Below are 22886 nucleotides of genomic sequence, written 5' to 3' on the forward strand. Positions count from 1 at the left end.
ACATATGTCCAGTGAAACGCTCCGCGAAAAGCTCGAAATCCTTGCCGATGCGGCGAAATACGATGCTTCGTGCGCGTCGTCGGGGACCGCGCGCAAGAACTCGCTTGGCGGAAAAGGCATCGGTTCGACCGAAGGCATGGGAATTTGCCACGCTTACGCCCCGGACGGTCGCTGCATCTCGCTGCTCAAGATCCTGCTGACCAACCACTGCATTTTCGACTGCCATTACTGCGTGAATCGTAAGAGCTCGAATGTGCGCCGCGCGCGTTTCACACCGCAGGAGGTCGCGGACCTCACGCTCAACTTCTACAAGCGCAATTATATCGAGGGGCTGTTTCTGTCCTCCGGCATTGTCAAAAGCGCCAATCACACGATGGAGCAGTTGGTCGAGGCTGCGCGGATCCTGCGCGAGGAACACGATTTTCGCGGCTACATTCACCTCAAGTCGATCCCTGAGGCCGATCCTGAACTGATCGATCAGGCGGGCCTGTTCGCCGACCGCGTTTCGATCAATGTCGAACTGCCGACCCGTTCAGGCCTCTCGCGTCTCGCGCCTGACAAGAACGAGGCGCAGATCGAAGGCGCAATGGGCAAGACCAAGGCGCGGATCATTCAGGCAAAGGACGAGCGCAAGCGTTTCAAGCACGCGCCGCGCTTCGCGCCTGCTGGTCAGTCGACCCAGATGATCGTCGGCGCGGATGCGGCGCGCGATGTCGATATCGTGGGCAAGGCGAGCACGCTCTACAAGGCATTCGGTCTACGCCGCGTCTACTACAGCGCTTTCTCTCCAATCCCCGATGCGAGCGCAGTGCTGCCTTTGAAGCGCCCTCCATTGATGCGTGAGCACCGTCTGTATCAGTCCGACTGGCTGATGCGTTTCTATGGCTACGCTCCCGGAGAAGTCGCGCAGGCGACCGAGGCTGATGGCAACTTGCCGCTCGACATTGATCCAAAGCTCGCATGGGCGCTGAAATTCAGGGGTCAGTTCCCGGTCGACGTGAACCGCGCGTCGAAGGAGCAATTGCTGCGCGTTCCAGGGCTGGGAACGACGGCGGTGGCGCGCATCCTCAAGGCTCGGCGGCATCGGACCCTGCGGCTTGATGACGTCGCCAGGCTCACCCAGTCGATCGCCAAGGTGCGACCCTTCCTGTGCACCGTCGACTGGCGGCCGACCATGCTGACCGATCGCGCGGACCTGCGCGCGCTGCTCGCGCCCAAGCAAGAGCAGCTGGAGCTGTTCTGATGACCGCGATGCAGAATGTCTCGCTCGGTGCGCATTATGCCGTGCATCTGCCCGCGCCAGATGATTTCGCCTTCTGGCGAGAGCGTGCGCGTGGGCTGATTCAGTGCGATGTGCCGCCTGACCGGGTAAGCTGGGTCGAGCCGGGCGGAACTGGTGATCTCTTTGCGCTCGAAGGACCGGCACGCAGCGAGAAGCGTTTGCCGGTGCCCAGCTCCAACGCGCGGCCCGTGCGCGCGAGCAAACGCTTTCTCAAGCTTGCCCGCAACGCCGCGCTCCATTCCGATCCGCAGCGTTTCGGCCTCCTGTACCGAGTGCTGTGGCGTCTCCAGTCGAACCCGCGTGCGATGGAAGACAGCGCCGATCCCGACGTGCGCCGGATCGAGGAACTCGACAAGGAGGTGCGCCGCGACAGCCACAAGATGCACGCCTTCGTGCGCTTTCGCGAAGTGGGAGACGACCACTACGTCGCGTGGTTCGAGCCCGATCATCACATCGTGCGCGCCAATGCCGGATTTTTCATGCGCCGCTTTGCCAACATGCAGTGGTCGATCCTGACCCCGCGCGGCTGCATTCACTGGGATGGTGAGACGATGCGCGAAAGCGGCCCCGCGCGCCGCGAAGACGCTCCACAAGGCGACCCGACCGAGGAGCTGTGGAAGTCCTATTACGCCTCAATCTTCAATCCGGCGCGTTTGAAGGTCGGGGCGATGCTCTCCGAGATGCCCAAGAAGTATTGGAAGAACATGCCAGAGGCCGAGCTGATCCCCGATCTGATCGCAGGGGCACAGGCGCGCGAGGCGGGCATGGTCGCCGCGGGCGAGCGCGAGGTAAAGACGATTCCCGAAAGCCTCGCCGCTGTCGAACAGGGCATTGCCGCCTGCCGCGATTGCCCGATCGCCGATTGCGGCACGCGTGCAATAATGGGAGAGGGGGCTGCTGATGCGCCCTTGATGATCGTAGGTGAACAACCTGGCGATCAGGAAGACCAACAGGGAAGACCTTTTGTCGGGCCTGCCGGGCAGTTGCTCGACCAGTGCCTCGACCACGCCGGGATCGATCGCAGCACGGCCTACGTCACCAATGCGGTCAAGCACTTCAAGTTCAAGTGGAAGGGCAAACGCCGCATCCACCAGACCCCGACCGCAAAGGAGGTCGATACGTGCCGTTGGTGGCTTGAGGCCGAACGCAGCCTCGTCAAACCGCGCGTGGTCCTCGCTCTAGGGGCAAGCGCAGCGCGCGGGCTCCTAGGCCGCACGGTGAGCGTCGGCAAGGAACGCGGTCGCCCGATCCCACTGGAGGATGGCAGCGAATTGTGGGTCACGGTCCACCCCTCCTACCTGTTGCGGCTAGAGGGAGAGGCTTGCGATGAGCAAGGACAGCTGTTTGCACGCGATCTCGCAGCGGTGCGCGCGCGGCTAGCCGAGCTGACGGAATAGGGTTGTGAGCCGATGCCCGACGCCCCGCTTACCCCTGACAAACGCACGCTGGAGATCGACCCTGACCTGATCGATCGTCCTGAACGCGCGCCCTTCGTCGAGCTCGGCCTGGTCAGCTGTTTCAGCTTCCTTCGCGGTGCTTCGGACGCGGTCGACCTTGCGATGACGGCGCGCAGCCTTGGTTACGACGCGATCGGGATTGCCGATGCGAACTCGTTTGCGGGCGTGGTGCGCATCCACACCGAGGCGACAACGCTCAAACTGCGGCCCGTGATCGGCTGCCGGATCGAAACGGTCGAGGGGATCGCCTTCCTCGCCTATCCAAAGGACCGCGCCGCTTATGGTCGTCTCTCACGGCTTATCAGCGCTGGCCGGATGCAGACCTTGTCGGGCGAATGGCAGGAAAAGGGCGTGTGCCAGATCGACCTCGCAATGCTGGCAGAGCATGGTGAGGGCATACAACTGATCCTGTTGCCGCCCGAAGACCTTGAGACCGAATTCGCAATCCTGGTGCCGAGCAACGTCGTGCCGCTGCGTCCGCAAGGTGACGAGGCAGAGGCGATCGAGGTCGTTGCCTCATTCGGCGAGATCCTCCCCCATCTGACGCGCCAGCTTCCCTCGCTGGGCCATATCGCCGCCTCGTATCTCTATCGCGGCGACGACACCGCGAGGATCGACCGGCTCGATGCGCTGGCCCATGAAAACGGCCTGACGTTGCTTGCGACGAACGATGTTCACTATCACGCGCCCGAGCGCCGTCCGTTGCAGGACGTGATGACCGCGATTGCGAACAAGACCACGGTCGCGCAGGCCGGGCACCTGCTTCACGCCAATGCCGAGCGGCACCTGAAATCCCCGCAGGAAATGCAGCACCTGTTCGCCCGCTGGCCGCACGCGATCCACGCTGCCCGCGAGGTTGCCGACAATTGCGATTTCAGCCTCGAGGAACTGCGCTACGAATACCCCGAAGAGATCTATCCCGATGGCATGTCCCCGCAGGAATATCTCGAGATCGAGACATGGGCGGGGGCAGAGCGACGCTATCCACATGGCGTTCCTGACAGCGTGGAGCAGACGCTCGAACGCGAACTTGCGCTGATCGCGAGGCTCGACCTTGCGCGCTACTTTCTCACCATCAAGGATATCGTCGATTTCGCCCGCAGCGTTGAGCCGCCGATCTTGTGTCAGGGGCGCGGGTCGGCGGCCAATTCTGCCGTGTGTTATTGCCTCGAAATCACATCGGTCGATCCGGCCAAACACCAACTGCTATTCGATCGCTTTATCTCCGAAGAGCGCAAGGAGCCGCCCGATATCGACGTCGATTTCGAGCATGAGCGGCGCGAGGAGGTGATCCAATACATCTACAAAAAGTATGGCCGCGAGCGTGCCGGGCTCACCGCGACCGTCATCCACTATCGTCCACGTATGGCGATCCGCGAAGTGGGCAAGGCGATGGGCCTATCCGAAGACGTGACTGCGAGCCTGGCCAAGACCGTTTGGGGTGGGTGGGGCCGCGAGATCAGCGAAAAGCACGCCGCCGAAACCGGCATGGACATCACCGACCCGCACCTTCGCCGCGTCCTCAAGCTGACCGAGCAGATGATCGGGATGCCGCGCCATCTCTCGCAGCATGTCGGCGGTTTCATCCTGACCGAGGGCGCGCTCACCGAAACGGTTCCGATCGGCAATGGAGCGATGCCGGAACGCAGTTTCATCGAGTGGGACAAGGACGATATCGAGGCGCTCGGTATCCTCAAGGTCGATGTGCTGGCGCTTGGTATGCTGACCTGCATCAAGAAATGTCTCGACCTGCTCGAAGCGCATCACGGTCGCGCACTCACGCTTGCGACGGTCCCGCGCGAAGACCCTGAGACCTACGCGATGCTGCGCAAGGGAGATTCGCTCGGCGTGTTCCAGGTCGAAAGCCGCGCGCAGATGAACATGCTCCCGCGCCTGCGTCCACGTGAATTCTACGACCTCGTCATTCAGGTCGCGATTGTCAGGCCCGGGCCGATTCAAGGCGACATGGTGCACCCTTACTTGAAGCGCCGCCGTGGGGCAGAGCCGGTGCAGATCCCCGCGCCATCGCCGCAGCATGGTCCGCCTGACGAGCTTTCAAGTATCCTTGAGCGCACGCTAGGTGTGCCAATCTTTCAGGAACAGGCGATGAAGATTGCTCTCGATGCGGCAAAGTTCTCGTCGCTTGAGGCCAATCGCTTGCGCAAGGCGATGGCGACCTTCCGATCGCGCGGGATGGTGGATGAGCTTCAGGACATGATGGTCGGGCGCATGGTGACGCGCGGCTATGATCCCGACTTTGCCGAGCGGTGTTTCAATCAGATCAGAGGCTTTGGCGAGTATGGTTTTCCCGAAAGCCATGCCGCTTCGTTCGCGCATCTGGTCTACGTGTCGAGCTGGCTCAAATGCCATTTCCCGGCGGCCTTTGCGGCTGCCTTGCTCAATTCCCAGCCCATGGGCTTTTACGCGCCGGCGCAGATCGTGCGCGATGCGCGCGAGCATGGGGTTGAGGTGCTGCCGCCCGATGTGAACGCATCGCAATGGGACTGCACTCTGGAAGAGATCGGCGAGGCTGGTGACGGCGAGACGGGGCGCCTCGACAAGCATATCGCGATGCGCATGGGCCTTCGCCAGATCGATGGATTGCCCGAGCATATCGCTGCGCAACTGATTGCTGCGCGCGAGGAGGGCGGGGGTTACCGCGATGTTGCAGAGCTGCGTGAGCGGGGCGGGCTTGGTCCGGCGCATATCGAGCGGCTCGCAAGCGCCGACGCCTTCACATCGCTGGGCCTTTCGCGCAGGCAAGCCTTATGGGATGCGCGCAGCCTGATCGCTGGGCCAGACCTGCCGCTATTCCGCGCGGCGGCGGAGCGGGACGAGGGGGCAGAGCGCGCCCGGACTCAGCTACCCGCCATGCCGCTGTCCGAAGAGGTGGTTGCCGATTATCAGACAACCCGCCTCAGCCTCAAAGCGCACCCTATGTCCTTCCTGCGCGCAGGGTTGGCGGAGCGTGGCTTTGTGCGTGCCTGCGACCTCAGGAACCGCAAGTTCCGCTCCATGGTCAAGGTCGCAGGTGTGGTGCTGATCCGTCAGAGGCCGGGGAGCGCGAAGGGTGTTTGCTTTATCACGCTTGAGGACGAGACAGGCGTGATCAACCTCGTCGTATGGCCCGATCTCAAGGAGAAACAGCGCCGCGTCGTGATGGGAGCGCGACTGATGGAGGTGCGGGGCCGCGTCGAATATGATGACGAGGTGATCCACGTCATTGCTCACCATATGGATGATGCGACGGATCAGCTCTATTCGCTCTCGGACGACATGCTCAACGCACCGGTCGCGCGTGCGGATCACGTCCATTCCCCGCTTCCAAGCCAAGTCGGTGGCAAGCGGGTGATGAATCCGAGGGATGACTTGATCGACAGCGACGCCGAGGCGATCCGTCCGCGCGATCTGATCGATGAACTGCCCGATGCCAATGGCGCTCCACGGCGAGGACGCCGCAAAATGCCCAATACGCGTGTGCATCCGAGGAATGTGAGGATACTTCCGAACTCTCGCGACTTTCATTGATAATGGCCAAAAAACCCAAGCCTTTTCGCATCTCCCGCAAGGTCGGAAAATTCCACGCTGAGCGCAGACTTCTGTTGCTCGCGATGCTGGGTATCCTTGCCTATTCCGGATACATCTGGGTTGAAGCTCACCCCGAGCATAATCCTTCGGCCCCGCTTGATCTGAGGCATCCGGTCGGAATGGCGACCGCTACGAAGCTGGTCGCGCTGAAGGACGACGTGCCGGAATGCCGCGCCGTCATTGATCGCAGCGAGGTCGGATATGCCGTACTTGATCCAACCGGCGAGGGACCATGCGCGCGGCCTGACCGAACACGGCTCACCGACTACCCATTCGCGCCAAACTCGCCGCCGATGACGTGCCCGGTTGCAGCAGCGATGGAGTTGTGGCGAACCAAGACCGTTGAGCCTGCCGCGCTCGATATCTTCGCCAGCGAAATTGCGCGGATCGAGCACCTAGGCGTCTATTCCTGTCGGCGGCTCTACGGCCGAAGCGAAGGCGCGTGGAGCGAGCATGCGACCGGCAACGCGATCGACATTTCGGCATTCGTGCTCGAGGATGGGCGCCGGATCAGTCTGATCAGCGATTGGAACGGCGACGCTGACGAGGCGAGATTCTTGAGACAGGTGCGCGACGGAGCGTGCGGCGTGTTCGCCACCGTCCTGTCACCTGACTATAACGAGGCACACGCCGACCACTTCCATTTCGATCAGGATGGTCGGTGGACTGGTGTTTGCCGCTAAGCCGCTTCGAGAGCGTAACCTGCTGATCGAACCGTGCGGATCGGGTCTTTTGCGCCTTCAAGTCCGATGGCCTTGCGCAGGCGCCGGATATGCACGTCGACCGTGCGAAGCTCGATATCCGAGCCCGTGCCCCACACTCCATCGAGCAACTGTCCGCGGCTGAAAACGCGGCCCGGGCTTTCCATGAAGAACTTGAGAAGGCGGTACTCGGTCGGGCCCAGCTGCAGGGCGCGGCCGCGACGCTGAACCTTGTGAGCGACCGGATCGAGCTTGATATCGCCCACTTCGATCGTCTCGCCAGCAAGAGCGGGGCGAATACGGCGCATGACAGCGGCGACACGGGCGAGAAGCTCGCGCGGACTGAAAGGTTTGGTGAGATAGTCGTCCGCGCCGGTCTCAAGACCGCGAACGCGATCGTCTTCTGCTTCGCGCGCGGTCAGCATAATGATGGGAACGTGCGCGGTTTCCTTGTCCCGGCGCAGCCTGCGACAAACCTCGATGCCGCTCGTGCCTTCGATCATCCAGTCCAGAATGATCAGATCGGGCACGTCTTCACTCGCAAGAACCATGGCCTCATCGCCATCGCCAGTGCAGCGAACATTATAGCCTTCGTTCTGGAAGCGATACTCGAGCAGTTCCGAAAGAGCCGGATCGTCTTCGACGAGAAGCAGCTTGGCAGCGGACATCAAATGTCTCCCACGCGAGGCCCGGATTCACACAAGGGCAATCGCAATCCACATGTTTCACTTTGGCTACAGTTTGATGAATCTCACGGCGCCAACTTTTCCACAAGCGGCGAAAGCGACATTCACCTGCAGTGCACCCGTGACGCCTAGCGGTCGTCTTCCGGGGGATATGAGCCGGTCGCAGCGAAGTGAACCATCTCAGCCACGTTGGTCGCGTGGTCACCGATCCGTTCAAGATTTCGAGCCACGAACAACAGCTGTGCAGCGCTAGAAATGGTAGCAGGGTTCTCGACCATGTGACTCACAAGGTTGCGAAAAATGCTGTTGTAGAATGCATCGACCTTAGCGTCAGTGCTGATGACCTCGCGCGCGAGGCCGGGGTCGCGTGCGGCATATGCGGTCAGCACATCGTGCACCATTTCACCGGCAAGTTCTCCCATCGCAGGCAGAAGGGTGAGCGGTTCGAAACGCTCTCGCCCCTCGATCATGCTGACGCGTTTCGCAATGTTCTTCGAATAATCACCGATGCGTTCAACGACGCCGGCGATCTTCAAGGCAGCGATAACTTCGCGCAGGTCGTCGGCCATAGGTGCGCGCAGGGCGATAATCCGCACAGCAAGCTTGTCGACCTCGGTCTCAAGCGCGTCGATCTTCTTGTCGCGCGCAACCACGCGATCACCGAGCTCTTCGTCGCCTCGAACCATCGCCTCCAGCGCTTCCTGGATAGCAACTTCCGCAAGACCGCCCATCTCCGCGATCAGACCGCGAAGCCGGGTGATGTCTTCATCAAATGCCTTGACCGTATGGTCTGCCATTAGCCGTAGCGCCCTGTAATGTAGTCCTTGGTCCGCTCTTCAATCGGGTTGGTGAAGATGTCCGAGGTAGGGCCGTATTCGACCATCTTCCCAAGGTGGAAAAAGGCGGTGCGTTGTGAAACGCGCGCAGCTTGTTGCATCGAGTGCGTCACGATTACGATAGCATAACGCCCGGAAAGCTCATCGATCAACTCTTCAATCTTGGCAGTCGCAATCGGGTCGAGCGCGGATGCTGGTTCGTCCATCAGGATTACTTCAGGATCGACGGCGATTGCGCGAGCGATACAAAGGCGTTGTTGCTGGCCTCCCGAGAGAGCGGTACCGGAGTCTTCCAGACGGTCTTTCACCTCGTCCCATAGGCCAGCACGAGTGAGCGATCGTTCCACGATCACATCGAGATCGGCCTTCTTTTCCCCGAGGCCATGGATCTTCGGCCCGTATGCAATGTTCTCGTAGATCGACTTGGGGAAGGGGTTTGGCTTCTGGAACACCATTCCCACGCGAGCACGCAGTTGCACGACGTCCATCGCGTCGGAATGGATGTCTTCGCCTTCCAATTCGATGAGGCCTTCAACACGGGCAACAGGAATGGTGTCATTCATACGGTTGAAGCACCGCAGGAAGGTCGATTTTCCGCAGCCGGAAGGACCGATAAAGGCGGTCACATAGTCGGGCGAGATGTCGATCGACACCTCGTCGATGGCCTTCTTCGCCCCATAGTAGACCGAGACATCGCGCGCGATCATCTTCGCGCCTTTGTCTTGCTGGATGCTTTCGTGGACTAGGGTCACCAGGTTTTCTCGAACTTGTTGCGCAGGTAAATGGCGAGGCCGTTCATCAGAAGGAGGAACAGCAGGAGGACTATGATCGCAGCGCTGGTGCGCTCGACAAAACCGCGGTCGATTTCGTCCGACCAAAGGAAAATTTGCATCGGCAGAACCGTGGCAGGCGCGGTAAAGCCATCAGGAGGTGTCGCGACGAATGCTCGCATGCCGATCAACAGCAGCGGTGCGGTTTCTCCCAGCGCGCGGGCCATGCCGATAATCGTTCCCGTCAGCATGCCGGGAAGGGCGAGCGGAAGGACGTGATGGAACACGACCTGCACTGGTGAGGCACCAACAGCGAGGGCTCCGTCACGGATCGACGGGGGAACCGACTTGATTGCATTGCGTCCCGATATGACGATCACAGGCATCGTCATCAGTGCGAGTGTCATGCCCCCGATGACGGGTGCAGAGCGCAGGTTCGGGAACAGCGTCAGAAATACTGCAAGGCCAAGAAGACCGAAGATGATCGATGGGACCGCAGCGAGATTGTTGATCGAAACCTCGATCAGATCGGTCCAACGATTCTTCGGCGCATATTCCTCAAGATACAGTGCAGCGAGAACGCCGATAGGGAAGGCAAGAAGGAAGGTGACGATCATCGTGAGGATCGAGCCCTTCAATGCGCCCCAAATTCCGACCTGCTGAGGGCTGGTTGCGTCAGAGCGGGCAAGGAAACCCCAGTCCCAATTCTCGGCCAGTTTGCCCTCGTTTGCGAGCTGCTCTGCGAGAGCCTGCATCTCTGCAGAGCCTTCGCCGGCAAGGCCAGCTGCAAGGTCGGATGATGCGGCCAGTTGGAAAGTCTCGGTGCGTTCGATCAGCGAGGGATCTTCTTTCAATGCATCGGCGACGTCGCGCCACGCATCCCGGCTGACCTGCTCAGCGCCGGCTTCGCCAAGCGATTGCTCGGCATAGAACTCCACGATGTCCGGCAGACCCTGCATCTCGAGAACTTGCGTCGAACTCGGCGCTGTCAATGAGACTTCGTCCCCGGTCACGCCGCTTTCCGGCATGTTTATCTCGACAGCAAGCTCGGCGCGCTGAAACCCGCCGATGCCGTTGGCAAGCATGTTGCCAAGAAGGAAAATCAGCACCGCGATCGAAAAGACGATCGCGCCAAGGCCAAGTGCACGGAAGCGGCGCTCAGCGCGGTATCGCTGGTTCAGGCGTTTTGCGAAGGCTTCGGTGCGGGTCGGGCCGCCAGCCATATTGGCGCTCTGATTATTCATAGGCCTCACGGAAGCGTTTTACGACGCGCAGTGCGATGATGTTCAGCACAAGCGTCACAAGGAACAGGACAAAGCCGAGCGCGAAAGCGCTGAGGGTTGCCGGGTGGTCGAAACTGCCTTCGCCCGTCAGCATAGCGACGATCTGGTACGTAACCGTCGTCATAGTCTCGAGCGGGTTTGCTGTGAGGTTCGACGATGCACCGGCGGCCATCACGACGATCATGGTCTCGCCGATAGCGCGGCTGACTGCGAGCATGATCCCGGCGACGATGCCCGGCAAGGCGGCGGGAAAGAGAACACGCTTGATCGTTTCCGACTGCGTCGCCCCCATCGCGAGACTGCCATCGCGCATTGCGCTGGGAACCGCTGCCATCGAATCGTCGGCCATCGAAGAGACAAACGGGATAATCATCACGCCCATGACGACACCAGCGGCGAGCGCGCTCTCGCTTGATGCGCCGGAAATGCCAACGGATACTGCAAGATCACGCACGGCGGGCGCGACAGTCAGGGCGGCGAAATAGCCATAAACGACGGTTGGGATACCGGCGAGTATCTCGAGAGCGGGCTTAACCCAGGCGCGAAGCGAGGGAGCAGCGTACTGTGTGAGGTAGATCGCGCTCATCAGGCCAAGCGGGATGGCGACGATCATCGCAATGATCGCGCCAATGAAGATAGTGCCCCAGAACAGAGGGATTGCGCCAAAGCGCGAGCCATCCGGATTGTCCGGATTGCTCATCGGATCTGGACCCCAGAACGTCCCGAACAGGAAATCTATCGGAGAGACCATTCCAAAGAAGCGGATGGTTTCGAACACCAAGCTCGCGACAATGCCGAAGGTCGTAAGGATGGCGACGAGAGAAGCGGCAAGCAGAATACCCATCACAGTGCGTTCGACCTTGGTACGCGCACGAAAATCGGGGCGAACACGCATGAAGGCAAACGCACCGCCAGCAAACGCGATAAGAACCGTCAAAGCATAGCCGATGAGTGAGTATCGCTGGATCGCATTGCGAAATGGCTCGACCAGCGCCTGTGCTCCATCGTTGAAGACACCGGGCGCGTACCCGCTCGCAACAGCGCGCGCTTCGGACAACCATGCTTCGCGCTCAAATCCGAAGCTCGGGAGGTTTTCCCCTGCTGGCGAGGCGAGAACCGACTGCGTTACTAGGTAAGGCGCGATCTGGGTCCAAAGAACGACGAAGGCGAGAACTGGCAGGACGATCCATATCGCCACATACCATGCGTAGTAGGTCGGACGTGCCGCTGCGCGTGTTTCAGGGTCCGCTTTTTGGAAGCTCCACGCCTTGGCCCGACCCGCGAGCCATCCGGCGAGCCCCAACCCGATAGCTATCAAGAGGAGTGTGATTGGCGACATGAACTAGACCTGGGTTCCCTTGAAGGATGATCACGCGGTCAGGTTAGCCGCGAATTTCCTGTGTGAATTGCGCCCGAGCGAATCCCTGTTAGGGGCACTCGGAGCCGCATGTAGACAAAATAAGACACCACTAAGACAATGACGGGCTTTCCGGTTCTCGATCTTCAGTTCCGTTTGCAGCCGCAATTGTCTCAGAGGACTGATCAGATGCATTCCTCTTAGCCTTCGCAACCGGGAGGCGCACCACCACGCGCGTGCCTTTACCCAGATCACTATCGATGTTGAGTCGTCCGCGGTGGCGCTCCACAATGTGTTTGACGATGGCGAGTCCGAGGCCCGTCCCACCCGAGGCGCGGCTGCGGCCGGGATCGGTCCGATAGAACCGGCGAGTGAGGTGCGGAAGTTGTTCTGGCGCGATGCCATCGCCTTGATCGGTAACTGCAATTCGCGCCATCCCATCTTGAGAACGATCAAGACGAACCGTTACTGAAGTGTCGGCCGAACCGTATTTCAGCGCATTGTCGACAAGATTCCTCACGACCTGTTCGAGCTGCTGAAGGTCGCCTTTGACCAGGGGATCGCTCAAAATTTCGAGCTTCAGCCGGTCAATCCTGTTCGTTCCCGCCGCGTCGCATGCAGCGCGCTCTGTCAACGCTGCAAGTTCGAGCCGTGTTTCGGGAAGGTCGTGCTTTTCCGCCTCAACGCGCGAAAGGCTCATCAGATCGCTGATCAAGTTCTGAAGACGCTGCCCTTCGCGTTCAATAATGCCGAGGAACTTCTGCGATGTGGGAGAATCGAGACTGTCGCCGCTTTCGCGCAGAGTCTCGACATAACCGAGAATCGCTGCGAGCGGGGTGCGCAGCTCGTGGCTGGCATTTGCAACGAAGTCCGTGTGAGCTCGGCTAATGTCGGCTTCGCTCGTCTGGTTGATGAGTTCGATAACCGCGAGGTCTTTGTCCACTGACTGATGATTGATTTGCCAGATGTCCTGACGTCGCACGAGCCCTCTGACGATTGCCTGCCCGTTGCGGTTCTCGCTCAGAAGCGAGATCGCTTCCGGCTGCCTGAAGGCAACTCGTGCATCCTGGCCGATAATGTGCTGCCCAAGCATCCTGCGGGCTGAACGATTTGCGATGGCGATCGTGTTGCGCTCTGTCACGAGGAGGGGAACTGACGAGTTCTCGATCAGCTTTCCCATCGATTGCGTGCTGAAGGGCGCTTCAACTACGACCTTTTCCGGCTCAGGAGGTCGACCGGATGCCAGCAAGAGCGAACCGATCCAAACGATAGTGACAGCAAACGCGATTGCAGCATCGAGCCCCTGCAAGAGCATCGCCACAAGCGCTGCCAATGCGAGAAGAACACCTGCGATTGGAAAGGTCTGTTTAAGGCCCATGGCGAGGTGGCTCTACAGCGCAGCGCAAGGGCGCGAAACCCCGCGCGTGCAAATTGCACGCTTTCCAGAACAATTCTGCAGGGAGCGTCGCAACGAAGAAGTGGTGACCCGTACGGGAATCGAACCCGTGTTTCAGCCGTGAAAGGGCCGCGTCCTAACCGCTAGACGAACGGGCCACGCTCGTTGCGAGAGCGCGCATCTAGGGGGGCAATTCGGATGGGTCAAGCCCTGTGTGCGCTGGTTTGTAGAAAAATTTCGCGACCGCACAATTTTCCGTTACGTCAGTCGGCGAAAGCAGCGTCTTCTAGGTGCAGTTCGGCTGCCGGACGGGGGCCCCAATCATCGATTTTCACACGACCAGCAAAGTGGAATTGTCGGCCCTTGCTGCGGTGAATCAGTGTCTGAGCCATCTCCGTTTCGGCAGCTCTGAAGGCAATGGCTTTGAATGAGCGGCCATCACCACCGCTCGCAATCACCCGCAGGTGATCCTTTCCGACGATGTCCGCGTTCACGATGCGAACGGGCCCCACCGCCACGCGCGGCGCAGGCCAACCGACACCGTAGGGGCCTGCCGCTTCCAATGTGTTGACCAGGTCAGGAGTGAGACCACCGGGCGCAAGGCTCAGGTCGAGTTGCATGACCTGCGAGATCCGCGCGCGCTCTACATCGCGAGCGAGCCGCTCATCCAGGAATTCGGTGAAGGCCGACAGCTTGTCCTGTGCGATGGTAAGGCCAGCAGCCATGGCATGGCCGCCTCCAGCAACGAGCAGGCCTTCTTCGCGCGCTGCGATGATGGCGGCGCCCAGATCTACGCCGCTAATCGACCGCCCTGACCCCTTGCCCGTGCCGTCGGCCGGATCAAGAGCGATCACGATTGATGGTTTGCCGGTCTTTTCCTTGATGCGCGCTGCGACAATGCCGATCACGCCCGGATGCCACCCGTCCGCGGCAAGGACCTGAACAGCCATGTTGTGCTGTCCTTCGAGTTGAGCTTCGGCAGCTTCCTGCACTTCAGCCTCTATTGCTCGCCGCTCTTCGTTCAGGGCCGACAGCTGCTCCGCGATTTCACGGGCCTCTTCCGCATCACTCGTCGTCAGGAGGCGCACTCCGAGAGTCGATTCGCCGATCCTTCCTCCCGCATTGATCCGCGGGCCGAGAGCAAAGCCGAGGTCGGAGGCAATGGGGGCACGTTTCAACCGGCTCGCATCGATAAGGGCTGCCATCCCTATGCGATCTCGTCGGGCCAGCACTTTCAATCCTTGAGAAACGAAAGCGCGATTAAGCCCGTGCAATGCGGCTACATCGGCCACTGTCCCCAAGGCAACGAGGTCCAGCAGGCTCATCAGGTCAGGTTCGCGACGGCTCTCGAAAAAGCCTTTGGCCCGCAATGTCCGGACCAAAGCGATCGCCAATAGAAAGGCAACGCCAACTGCGGCAAGATGACCGTGCGAGGCTGCGAGGTCGCTTTCATCAAGCCTGTTCGGATTGACCAGAGCAGCAGTTGGTGGAAGCTCGGCCGCGCATTTGTGGTGGTCGACCACAATCACATCGACCCCTGCATCGCGCGCCATGGTAAGCGCTTCGTGCGCCATCGCGCCGCAATCGACAGTAACGATCAGGCTCGACCCGTCCTCTGCGAGCTTCACCAATGCCTCACCGCTTGGGCCGTATCCTTCAAGAAGCCTGTCCGGGATGTAGTACCCGGCTTCCACGCCAAGCGATCGCAGCAGGTCGACCAGCAATGCCGAACTGGTGGCACCGTCGACATCGTAGTCGCCGTAGATTGTGATCTGCTCTTCGTTGAGCACCGCTTGAGCGATCCGTTCAGCTGCCTGCTCCATGTCGCGGAACTCGGAAGGATCTGGCAGGAATTCGCGCATTGTCGGCTTGGCGTGTTTCGCGACCTCGTCCGCCGCTACGCCGCGGGTCATCAGGAGCTGTGTCACGACGCTCCTATCCAGATCCTGCGAGGCTGCGGTTGAGCCTGTGCCAAGCTCCATGTTCCCACCTCGCCACAGCCATGCTTTGCCGGCAAGCGATTGAGAAACTCCAAGGACGTGGGAAAGCGAACGCGTACTCATTGGTCATTCTTTACCCGAAGCGCGGCCCAGCTGACAGAGCAGGGGCATTGACAATCGACAGGCCTATTGGCGAGGCAAGCTAAATGAGTATCGATCCTCACCTTCTGATAGTTTGGCACAGCCGGACTTCAGCCAGCGAGCAGATGGCGCGCGCTGCTGCGGAGCATGAGGCTTCGAAGTTGATGCGAGCGAACGAGGTGACGAGCGATGACCTCATGCAAGCGTCGGGATACCTGTTCGTTTGCCCGGAGAACCTTGCGTCGATGAGCGGCGAGATGAAGGAGATGTTCGACGCCAACTACTACAGCGTCCTGGGCAAAATCGAGGGCCGCCCATACGCTTCGATAATTGCCGCTGGAACAGATGGGGAAGGCGCTCAAAGGCAATTGGACCGCATCGCAACAGGATGGCGGCTAAAGCGCGTTGCCGAACCGATAATTGCCGTCCTTGGCGCTCAAACCCCGGAAGAGATCTGGGCGACAAAGTCGGTTCCAGACAGGGTCTTGCGCGATTGCCGTGAACTTGGAATTGGGCTAGCTGAGGGAATTGTCGTGGGAGTCTTCTGACCTCACGGCAGTATCGGACGCGCCAAGCAAACTGCGAGCGTGCATGATCAAGCGCAAGAGCCCAGGCTGATTGCGCAGAGCATCGGGGGGCGCGGACTTGTGGTAAGACGTTACGCCGAAGGGCTGACGAGCGAAGGGATTTGGACGATCACAGAGTCTTCCAAGCCAATGCCTCATGGAGTGTTTCTGCTGTTTGCCAAAGGCAAGCGGCCATCCGTCGGTGACATCAAGGATTTCGTAGCGAGCAACCCGGTCGTGTCGTTGGTTCACGACCCTAGCGCCGATGCGCCGATCAGGTTGGCGTCCAATCACGGTGAGCCAGTCGCTGAAGAAGGCTTGCTTGACCAATCGGCAAATGAGGTTTCCTGGGTGGAGCTTCTTCGCGAGGGCCTTGCATTTGATCTGAACGGGCTTGCACCTGGGGATGGATTTGCTGTGCCTAACGTTGAACATTTGTTCGACCTTAAGGAACAACCTGGGACTGCTCGTTTCGAAGCACTCCACCTTGCTCCAGGCTATCACCTGGCTGGTGGCGAACGGACAATGCCGGTCGCGAGAGGCCTGATCGCCCTCGCTTGCGACCTTGTTCAGCATTTCGCGGGCATCGAGGCGATTGCGTGGCCGCCTTCGAAGAGTGCGAGCAGTCGACAATACTTCGAGTCGGTAACAACTGCCTGGCTTGGCGGTGGCCCGTTCCCGGCGCTTGGCCTGACGGCCTTCCGGCAGACATTCGATGGCGCGTTGCAAAGCGTAGGCCTCGATTTCTGGCTGGATCAGGAGCTTCGTATCGAGCCACCGCTCTCGACCGACAAAGTGGCAGCGACGCGGCTTGGCGTTCGCCTGATCAATCAGCTGATGATTGTTGGCGGCGTCGAGGGAAGCGAACGCATCGTCGCGCCTGATGGCAGTCGGCTTGTTCTTCGACCTTCCAGGAATGGCAAGTTCATTCGGGTTTGGCGCGAATAGGCAGCATGACAAGAAGCCGTGTCGCGTGGAGGGTTCGATCATTCGACCGCCGAGCCGGTCGATCAACCTTGCCGCGCGCCGCGATATCGTTTCGTTCCGTCAACCGCCGCGGATCACCCGGTCATGATCCAGGCCTACAGCGGCACCATCTCTTGCCCCGCCAGCTTCTGGGACAGCGATGTTTCGGAGCCCTGTTTCAGGCAATCGGTCGCAAGCGCGTCGGGTTTGATGACTTCAGGCGCAATGGCCTGCTGCTTCCGGCAACCGACGATGCGACTATGCGCACGGGCATGCCGCTTCATCGTGGACCGCACCGCTATTACAACGAGCTTGTGATTGAGCGGGTAGGGCGGATCGAAGAGAGTTGGTCTGCTGCGCAACCACAAGACGCCGAACAGGCTCTGACTGAAGCCCTCGAGCGCCTCGCATTGCTTCAGTCAGCACTCCGCAACCGCTTGCTCAGCGAGCGAAGGCGGATGATCTTGAACCACAAGGATCCGCTTGGTCATGGCTTTGATTTTGCCGAGCTCGACGCGATGGCGGAGGCGCTTTGGGACGCAACCTGAGCAGGTGGTGCTGGCTTACTCCGCTGCTTCTGCGAGGGCCGTCCATGGCGAGTAATCCGACTTCGCGGCGAGATCTGCTTTGGCAGCGTGGTACTCGCGCTCGAATCGAGAGACCATGTCCTCGACAGTGCCGACCGACTTGACCGTGCCGATACCCTGACCCGATCCCCAGATGTCCTTCCAGGCCTTTGCCTTGGTGTTGCCGCCCGATCCGAAGTTCATCTTGGAAGGATCGCTCGTCGGAAGGTCGTCGGGGTCCAGTCCCGCATTCTCGATCGATGAGCGCAGGTAGTTGCCGTGCACACCGGTGAAGAGGTTGGAATAGACAATCCCCTCGGCGCTGCCATCGACGATGCCTTGCTTGTAGTTCTGATCCGCGTTCGCTTCCTCCGTCGCGATGAAGGCGCTTCCGGTATAGCCGAAGTCTGCGCCCATGGCCTGCGCTGCAAGGATTGAGGAGCCGTGTGCGATTGAGCCTGAGAGGGCGACCAGACCGTCGAACCATTCACGGATTTCGCGCATCAGGGCAAAAGGTGACTGCGTGCCGGCGTGGCCACCAGCGCCGGCTGCCACAGGGATGAGACCGTCTGCACCTTTCTCGATTGCCTTGTTGGCGAAGCGGTTGTTGATGACATCGTGCATGCTGATCCCGCCCCAATTGCGGATCGCATCGAAGATCTCGGTGCGCGCGCCCAGCGAGGTGATGACCAGCGGCACCTGCCATTTTTCGCAGGTCGCCATGTCCTGCATCACGCGGTCGTTCGACTTATGTACGATCTGGTTGACCGCAAACGGGGCAGCGGGACGATCCGGGTTTTCGCGATTGTGCTTCGCAAGCTCCTCGGTGATCTGGTGCAGCCATTCATCGAGAAGCGATTGCGGGCGCGCGTTCAGGGCGGGAAAGCTGCCGATGATCCCCGCCTTGCACTGAGCGATCACCAGTTCGGGGCCGGAGACGATGAACAGTGGCGAGCCGATGAGCGGCAGACGCAGGCGATCGAAAGGGGCGGGCAGGGTCATTGCGTTCTCTCCTGAAGCTTTGTCCACGCGGTAGGTTGCGATTTGCAACTACGCAAGCACCTCTTCGATGCGGTAGAAGCGTGCGGCGTTCCCCGCGTAGAGGTCAGCCTTCTCATCTGCGCTCGCATCGGCGGTGATCCGCTTGAAGCTGTTCCACAGAACGGGATAGGTCGCGCCCCAGCGGTCGACGGGATAGTTGCTTTCGAACATCGCTCGCTTGGTGCCGAACGCCTCGATGCAGGTCTCGATGTAGGGCTTCCAGAGGCGAGCAAGCTCTTCGGAGCCGATCCCCGCTGCTGGGCCTTCTGCGGGCAAGGCGCAATTGTGCATGGCGAGGCCGCCCAGCTTGACCATCACGTTTTCGCATTTGCCAAGCTCGATGATGTTGTCGCGCCAGATGCCGAAGCGCTCCTCAAGCTTTCCGGTATAGCTCGCCATGCCGAGAGGGGTGCCGCAATGATCGAGACAGATCGGGGTCTCCGGAAAGGCCCGAGCGAGGTCGATCACATCGGGGATTTGTGGCTCGAGTATCCATGCATCGAAGCTAAGGCCGCGCTTGCCAAGTTCCGCGAAGCCCTTGCGGAAGCCTGTATCCAGATAGCGCTCAGGTGGGTGAGCGAATGGAGGGCCGAGCACTTCGGGGTCGGCATCCCAGGCGCCTGCATGGCGGATACCGCGGAACCTACCCGGTGCTGCGGCCTGCAATGCATCGAGCACCTCGCCAGCTTCCTCGCCAAGCATCAGGTCAGCGTGCCCGACGATTCCGGCGCATAGCTTTGCAGGGCCATAGAGCCCGCTTGCGCTTTGGGCGGCGACGCCGTTCACATATTCGACTTCGCCCACGACCTTTTTCGCCTCTCCATAGGCGCCGTTGTAGAACGCGCCGCACTCCATGAAGACGGTTGCGATTACATTGTGACCGCTCGACGCCACCTCCTCATTGAACTGGTCGAAGGTGTAGTGGGCGACTGGCACGAGCGTCTCGATGAAGCGATGATGCGGCTCTGGGAACATCGGGAGCATGGGCCGCAAATCCCACAGGTGATGGTGGGGGTCGATGATCGGCAGATTGGGTTCAAGGATCGCTTCGGTCATTGCGTCAGATGTCTCCTGATCTGGGATTGGGAGGTCTTTGAATTACAGTCACTTACTTGAGAAGTGGACCGCATGTTACACGGTCCAGGGCGAAAACTCCCCTGGCTCCCTTTGCTTGCTTCGCTTGGGCAGAAAATCACATCGCGCATGGCATTCATGACCGATGTGTAGCGCGTCGGCCAAGAGTAGGAAACGGTCGCGTGCTAGCCCAGCCAGCCGTGTCTCAATCTAGCCAGATGCTCGCTTACACGCGGAAATTGTGTGAAAAAATCGCATGTCAGCTCAAAAAGATGCGGCAATCTCAAAAATTGTGATAGCCTTGACATTGGGCAGCGAATTGCATTCATTGCTCCTTACCTAACGGTAAGTAGGGTCGCCAAAAAACCAGAAAAAGGGTTGAGGTATGAGCAAGCATGATGAGTTGCGGCGACTGCGCGAAGATCTTCGCAAATGTGAGCTGGAAGCAGCGCGATTGAAGCTGGGCATTGCGACAGATTACCTGTCGCACGCCATCGAACACGTGGAATACGTGCAGTCGATCACTCCGCACACTCCGGTGTTGCGTGCGGTGGCCGGTTCGAAATCGGAGCGCTGAGAGCGTCCTTAGTCGACGGAAACAGCTGATTTAGCAGCACTGAGCACGGCGCGGACGCTTGCGGTGGCAACGTCCTCGTCGATGCCGCAGCCCCAGACGGTCCGTCCGTCCGGATCGACACATTCCAGATATGTCGCCGCATTTGCATCGGTGCCGCTGCCCAGCGATTGCTGGGTGTAGTCCACCACTTCGAGCTCCACGCCGAATACGTCGCGAATGGTCGCCATGACGCTGGAGATCAGACCCTTGCCGCGGCCCGACACGCTTTGCTCGCGTCCTTCGACCGCGATCTTTCCGCTGAATACCCGCGTTCCGTCGCTGGCACGGGTTTCATTGTAATCGACCAGTTGGAAGTGCTTGTCTGGCGTCTGCACGTGGTAGGCGCCTTTGAATGCCTGCCAGATGTCCTCGGCGTTGAGCTCGCGTGAGCTTTCATCGGCGAGGCGCTGGACATGCTTGGAAAAATCGCGCTGCATGGCCTTGGGCAATTTCAGACCCTCGCGCTGTTCGAGCACCCACGCAAAGCCGCCTTTGCCGCTCTGCGAGTTGACACGGATGACGGCCTCGTAATCGCGCCCGAGATCAGCCGGATCGATCGGCAGGTAGGGAACGCGCCAAAGCTCATCATTTTGCTGGTCATGGGCTTCGAAGCCCTTCTTGATCGCGTCCTGGTGACTGCCGGAGAAGGCGGTGTAGACCAGCTCGCCGCCATAGGGATGGCGCTGGTGGACCGGCAGGTCGTTGCAGTACTCAACCGTCTCGATCACGCGGTCGATGTCGGAGAAGTCGAGCCCCGGATCGACGCCCTGCGTGTACATGTTGAGCGCCATCGTCACGAGGCAGCAATTGCCCGTGCGCTCTCCATTTCCGAACAGACAGCCTTCGACACGGTCCGCGCCTGCCATAAGGCCTAGCTCGGCCGCAGCCACACCGGTTCCGCGATCGTTATGCGTGTGAAGCGAGATCACCGCGCTGTCGCGGTTCGGGAGATTGCGGCAGAAATACTCGATCTGGTCGGCGTAGATATTGGGCGTCGACGCCTCGACCGTGGCGGGCAGGTTGAGGATGATCGGATGTTCGGGCGTCGGCGCGAGCACCTGCATCACCGCCTCGCAAACCTCGATGCTGAAATCGATCTCGGCAGTAGAGAATGTTTCGGGCGAATATTGGAAATGCCAGTCAGTGTCTGGCCGCTTAGCGGCTTCGTCGCGCATGACCTTGGCGCCCTGCTTCGCGATCTCGCGCACCTCGTCTTTCGACATACGGAAGACGATATCGCGCCAGGCGGGGCTGACCGCGTTGTAGAGGTGAACGATGGCTGCTCGCGCGCCTTCGAGGCTCTCGAAACTTGTGCGTATAAGGTCTTCGCGGCTTTGAGTAAGCACCTGCACAATCACGTCGTCGGGGATCGTGCCCGATTCCACCAGATGTTTGATGAAGGTGAATTCGGTCGCGCCGGCACTGGGAAAGCCGACTTCGATTTCCTTCACTCCGATCTCGACGAGCAGATCGAAAAAGCGCGCTTTCTTCACCCCGTCCATCGGGTCGATGATCGACTGGTTCCCGTCGCGAAGATCGGTCGAGAGCCAGCGCGGCGGGCCTTCAATAACGCGCGAGGGCCATTGGCGGTCGGGCAGGTTGATTGGCGTGAAAGGGCGGTACTTGTTCGCGGGATTTTTCAACATGGGATTGGCTTCGGCTCTCGTCTCGGATCGTAAGGCTGGTGCTGGCCCCTGAAGCGCTGGGCCGCACGCTTACGTCTTGCGCGCGCCGGCCCTATCGCGCCCAGGGGCGCGTAAGTCGTAGGAGAAGGGCCGCGTTGCCGAATGTCATACACACTGTGTTGCCGATCTTGAGCCGCCTTGCAAGCGGCGAGATGCTCCAGTTTGCGTCTAATTTCGCTTGGCTCGAAAATTCTTTGTAACTTCCAGGGGGCGCGAGGCGAATAGCACCATGTCACCGGCAAACAGGCAGCTGGCTGACACGAGTTTTTGAATTACCCCGTAGGAGGATACCCCAATGAAAAAGTCACTTTTTGCACTCGCCCTGCTTGCTACCACTGCCGCTTGCGGCGGTGCTGCGGAAGCTCCCGCCACCGAAGGCGAAACTGTCGCTGCAACCGAAGCCAGCGCTGAAACCGGCCTCTACGCCGATCTCGGCGGCGATCCCACCGGCCCCGTCTATCGCGAAACCAAGGGCGATACGCTTGCCGTTTCCGGTTACGACGTGGTCAGCTACTTCACCGGCGACGGCGTCCCCGTCGAAGGTGCCGAAGACATCACCGTTCGTTACGAAGGATATGACTATCGCTTCGCAAACGAAGAGAACGCCAACACCTTCATCGAAGATCCGGCGAAGTTTGCCCCGGCCTATGGCGGCTACTGCGCATGGGCGCTGGGTGCCAACGATGCGCTCGCACCGGGTGACCCTAACGTCTACGAGATTGTCGATGGCACGCTTTACCTGAACTTCAACGAAGATGTTCAGGGCCGCTGGCAGGCCGACATTCCCGGCTTCATCGAGAGCGCGGACGTGAATTATCCGACCCACTCGCCTGATGAACACTATCAGGACTCGTAAGAGATAAAGCCCTCTCGGGCTGGAGAGAGACCCCGCTACTCGCATGAGTGGCGGGGTTTTTCATGTAGTGATTACGTCA

At 60.1% G+C, this 22886-nt stretch carries 19 protein-coding genes and 1 tRNA gene; 9 read left to right on the forward strand and 11 right to left on the reverse strand.

Annotation, left to right across the window (positions count from 1 at the left end; translation table 11 throughout):
* The first annotated feature begins 4 nt into the window (after positions 1–4).
* The 4 genes from NAP1_RS04520 to NAP1_RS04535 are packed head-to-tail and all read left to right on the forward strand — an operon-like array spanning position 5 to position 7010.
* Entirely contained in the window at positions 5–1243 is a 1239-nt protein-coding gene (locus tag NAP1_RS04520; protein ID WP_007164054.1) for a putative DNA modification/repair radical SAM protein, read from the forward strand.
* Positions 1243–2679, forward strand: a complete 1437-nt coding sequence (locus NAP1_RS04525; RefSeq protein ID WP_007164055.1) for a UdgX family uracil-DNA binding protein — start codon at positions 1243–1245, stop codon at positions 2677–2679. The genes NAP1_RS04520 and NAP1_RS04525 overlap by 1 nt, the downstream gene beginning before the upstream one ends.
* Before the next feature lie 12 nt (positions 2680–2691).
* The gene (locus NAP1_RS04530; protein ID WP_007164056.1) at positions 2692–6267 is read left to right on the forward strand and encodes an error-prone DNA polymerase; all 3576 of its coding nucleotides are present in this window, start codon (positions 2692–2694) and stop codon (positions 6265–6267) included.
* 2 nt (positions 6268–6269) lie between these two features.
* Positions 6270–7010: an extensin family protein gene (locus NAP1_RS04535; RefSeq protein ID WP_007164057.1), complete on the forward strand. Its 741-nt coding sequence runs from the start codon at positions 6270–6272 to the stop codon at positions 7008–7010.
* On the opposite strand, the gene phoB is transcribed toward NAP1_RS04535, so the two are convergent.
* The 8 genes from phoB to recJ all read right to left on the reverse strand — a co-directional run bounded on the left by phoB (position 7007) and on the right by recJ (position 15419).
* Entirely contained in the window at positions 7007–7696 is a 690-nt protein-coding gene (gene phoB, locus NAP1_RS04540) for a phosphate regulon transcriptional regulator PhoB (protein WP_007164058.1), read from the reverse strand. The two genes, NAP1_RS04535 and phoB, sit on opposite strands and share 4 nt — an antisense overlap.
* A 146-nt stretch (positions 7697–7842) precedes the next feature.
* Positions 7843–8511 carry a phosphate signaling complex protein PhoU gene (gene phoU, locus NAP1_RS04545; protein WP_007164059.1) on the reverse strand — a complete coding sequence of 223 codons (669 nt, stop codon included), beginning with the start codon at positions 8509–8511 and terminating at the stop codon, positions 7843–7845.
* Positions 8511–9257 (reverse strand): phosphate ABC transporter ATP-binding protein PstB, encoded by a 747-nt coding sequence (pstB, locus tag NAP1_RS04550; RefSeq protein ID WP_241761239.1) that lies wholly within the window; start codon positions 9255–9257, stop codon positions 8511–8513. Before pstB ends, phoU begins: the two co-directional genes overlap by 1 nt.
* Positions 9258–9298: 41 nt before the next feature.
* Positions 9299–10564, reverse strand: coding sequence for a phosphate ABC transporter permease PstA (pstA, locus tag NAP1_RS04555; protein ID WP_007164061.1), 1266 nt, complete (start codon positions 10562–10564; stop codon positions 9299–9301).
* A complete protein-coding gene (gene pstC, locus NAP1_RS04560) occupies positions 10557–11942 on the reverse strand; it encodes a phosphate ABC transporter permease subunit PstC (RefSeq protein ID WP_007164062.1) in 1386 nt (461 codons plus the stop codon). Before pstC ends, pstA begins: the two co-directional genes overlap by 8 nt.
* Positions 11943–12072: 130 nt before the next feature.
* Entirely contained in the window at positions 12073–13338 is a 1266-nt protein-coding gene (locus tag NAP1_RS04565; protein WP_007164063.1) for an ATP-binding protein, read from the reverse strand.
* A gap of 101 nt (positions 13339–13439) precedes the next feature.
* Positions 13440–13514: transfer RNA gene (locus tag NAP1_RS04570), tRNA-Glu, on the reverse strand.
* Between the two features lie 105 nt (positions 13515–13619).
* Positions 13620–15419 carry a single-stranded-DNA-specific exonuclease RecJ gene (recJ, locus tag NAP1_RS04575; RefSeq protein ID WP_040464246.1) on the reverse strand — a complete coding sequence of 600 codons (1800 nt, stop codon included), beginning with the start codon at positions 15417–15419 and terminating at the stop codon, positions 13620–13622.
* Between the two features lie 83 nt (positions 15420–15502).
* Between recJ and NAP1_RS04580 the strand changes: the two genes are divergently transcribed.
* The 3 genes from NAP1_RS04580 to NAP1_RS04590 all read left to right on the forward strand — a co-directional run bounded on the left by NAP1_RS04580 (position 15503) and on the right by NAP1_RS04590 (position 17517).
* Entirely contained in the window at positions 15503–15985 is a 483-nt protein-coding gene (locus NAP1_RS04580) for a flavodoxin family protein (protein WP_040464248.1), read from the forward strand.
* A gap of 99 nt (positions 15986–16084) precedes the next feature.
* Positions 16085–16951 carry a hypothetical protein gene (locus NAP1_RS04585; RefSeq protein WP_156777199.1) on the forward strand — a complete coding sequence of 289 codons (867 nt, stop codon included), beginning with the start codon at positions 16085–16087 and terminating at the stop codon, positions 16949–16951.
* 68 nt (positions 16952–17019) lie between these two features.
* Positions 17020–17517, forward strand: coding sequence for an AHH domain-containing protein (locus NAP1_RS04590; protein WP_256364609.1), 498 nt, complete (start codon positions 17020–17022; stop codon positions 17515–17517).
* 15 nt (positions 17518–17532) lie between these two features.
* Here the strand turns inward: NAP1_RS04590 and NAP1_RS04595 are convergent, their stop codons facing one another.
* Complete coding sequence (locus NAP1_RS04595) at positions 17533–18537, reverse strand: nitronate monooxygenase family protein (protein ID WP_040464722.1); 1005 nt, start codon at positions 18535–18537, stop codon at positions 17533–17535.
* A 48-nt stretch (positions 18538–18585) separates the two neighbouring features.
* Positions 18586–19632 (reverse strand): amidohydrolase, encoded by a 1047-nt coding sequence (locus NAP1_RS04600; RefSeq protein WP_007164070.1) that lies wholly within the window; start codon positions 19630–19632, stop codon positions 18586–18588.
* A 403-nt stretch (positions 19633–20035) separates the two neighbouring features.
* Between NAP1_RS04600 and NAP1_RS04605 the strand changes: the two genes are divergently transcribed.
* Positions 20036–20227 (forward strand): hypothetical protein, encoded by a 192-nt coding sequence (locus NAP1_RS04605; protein WP_007164071.1) that lies wholly within the window; start codon positions 20036–20038, stop codon positions 20225–20227.
* A gap of 8 nt (positions 20228–20235) precedes the next feature.
* Here NAP1_RS04605 and leuA read toward each other — a convergent pair whose 3' ends face one another.
* Positions 20236–21912, reverse strand: a complete 1677-nt coding sequence (gene leuA / locus NAP1_RS04610) for a 2-isopropylmalate synthase (protein ID WP_007164072.1) — start codon at positions 21910–21912, stop codon at positions 20236–20238.
* Between the two features lie 334 nt (positions 21913–22246).
* Between leuA and NAP1_RS04615 the strand changes: the two genes are divergently transcribed.
* The gene (locus NAP1_RS04615; protein ID WP_007164073.1) at positions 22247–22807 is read left to right on the forward strand and encodes a YHS domain-containing (seleno)protein; all 561 of its coding nucleotides are present in this window, start codon (positions 22247–22249) and stop codon (positions 22805–22807) included.
* Positions 22808–22886 lie beyond the last annotated feature (79 nt).

The sequence above is a fragment of the Erythrobacter sp. NAP1 genome, from assembly GCF_000152865.1.
GTDB lineage: Bacteria > Pseudomonadota > Alphaproteobacteria > Sphingomonadales > Sphingomonadaceae > Erythrobacter.

Excerpts from the sequence above, each read along its gene's own strand:
- NAP1_RS04605 (WP_007164071.1), top strand. The coding sequence starts at position 20,036 with ATGAGCAAGCATGATGAGTTGCGGCGACTGCGCGAAGATCTTCGCAAA.
- NAP1_RS04580 (WP_040464248.1), top strand. The coding sequence starts at position 15,503 with ATGAGTATCGATCCTCACCTTCTGATAGTTTGGCACAGCCGGACTTCA.
- pstB (WP_241761239.1), bottom strand. The coding sequence starts at position 9,257 with ATGATCGCGCGCGATGTCTCGGTCTACTATGGGGCGAAGAAGGCCATC.
- phoB (WP_007164058.1), bottom strand. The coding sequence starts at position 7,696 with ATGTCCGCTGCCAAGCTGCTTCTCGTCGAAGACGATCCGGCTCTTTCG.
- NAP1_RS04535 (WP_007164057.1), top strand. The coding sequence starts at position 6,270 with ATGGCCAAAAAACCCAAGCCTTTTCGCATCTCCCGCAAGGTCGGAAAA.
- recJ (WP_040464246.1), bottom strand. The coding sequence starts at position 15,419 with ATGAGTACGCGTTCGCTTTCCCACGTCCTTGGAGTTTCTCAATCGCTT.
- NAP1_RS04530 (WP_007164056.1), top strand. The coding sequence starts at position 2,692 with ATGCCCGACGCCCCGCTTACCCCTGACAAACGCACGCTGGAGATCGAC.
- NAP1_RS04520 (WP_007164054.1), top strand. The coding sequence starts at position 5 with ATGTCCAGTGAAACGCTCCGCGAAAAGCTCGAAATCCTTGCCGATGCG.
- NAP1_RS04615 (WP_007164073.1), top strand. The coding sequence starts at position 22,247 with ATGAAAAAGTCACTTTTTGCACTCGCCCTGCTTGCTACCACTGCCGCT.
- NAP1_RS04595 (WP_040464722.1), bottom strand. The coding sequence starts at position 18,537 with ATGACCCTGCCCGCCCCTTTCGATCGCCTGCGTCTGCCGCTCATCGGC.
- phoU (WP_007164059.1), bottom strand. The coding sequence starts at position 8,511 with ATGGCAGACCATACGGTCAAGGCATTTGATGAAGACATCACCCGGCTT.
- pstC (WP_007164062.1), bottom strand. The coding sequence starts at position 11,942 with ATGTCGCCAATCACACTCCTCTTGATAGCTATCGGGTTGGGGCTCGCC.
- NAP1_RS04565 (WP_007164063.1), bottom strand. The coding sequence starts at position 13,338 with ATGGGCCTTAAACAGACCTTTCCAATCGCAGGTGTTCTTCTCGCATTG.
- pstA (WP_007164061.1), bottom strand. The coding sequence starts at position 10,564 with ATGAATAATCAGAGCGCCAATATGGCTGGCGGCCCGACCCGCACCGAA.
- leuA (WP_007164072.1), bottom strand. The coding sequence starts at position 21,912 with ATGTTGAAAAATCCCGCGAACAAGTACCGCCCTTTCACGCCAATCAAC.
- NAP1_RS04600 (WP_007164070.1), bottom strand. The coding sequence starts at position 19,632 with ATGACCGAAGCGATCCTTGAACCCAATCTGCCGATCATCGACCCCCAC.
- NAP1_RS04525 (WP_007164055.1), top strand. The coding sequence starts at position 1,243 with ATGACCGCGATGCAGAATGTCTCGCTCGGTGCGCATTATGCCGTGCAT.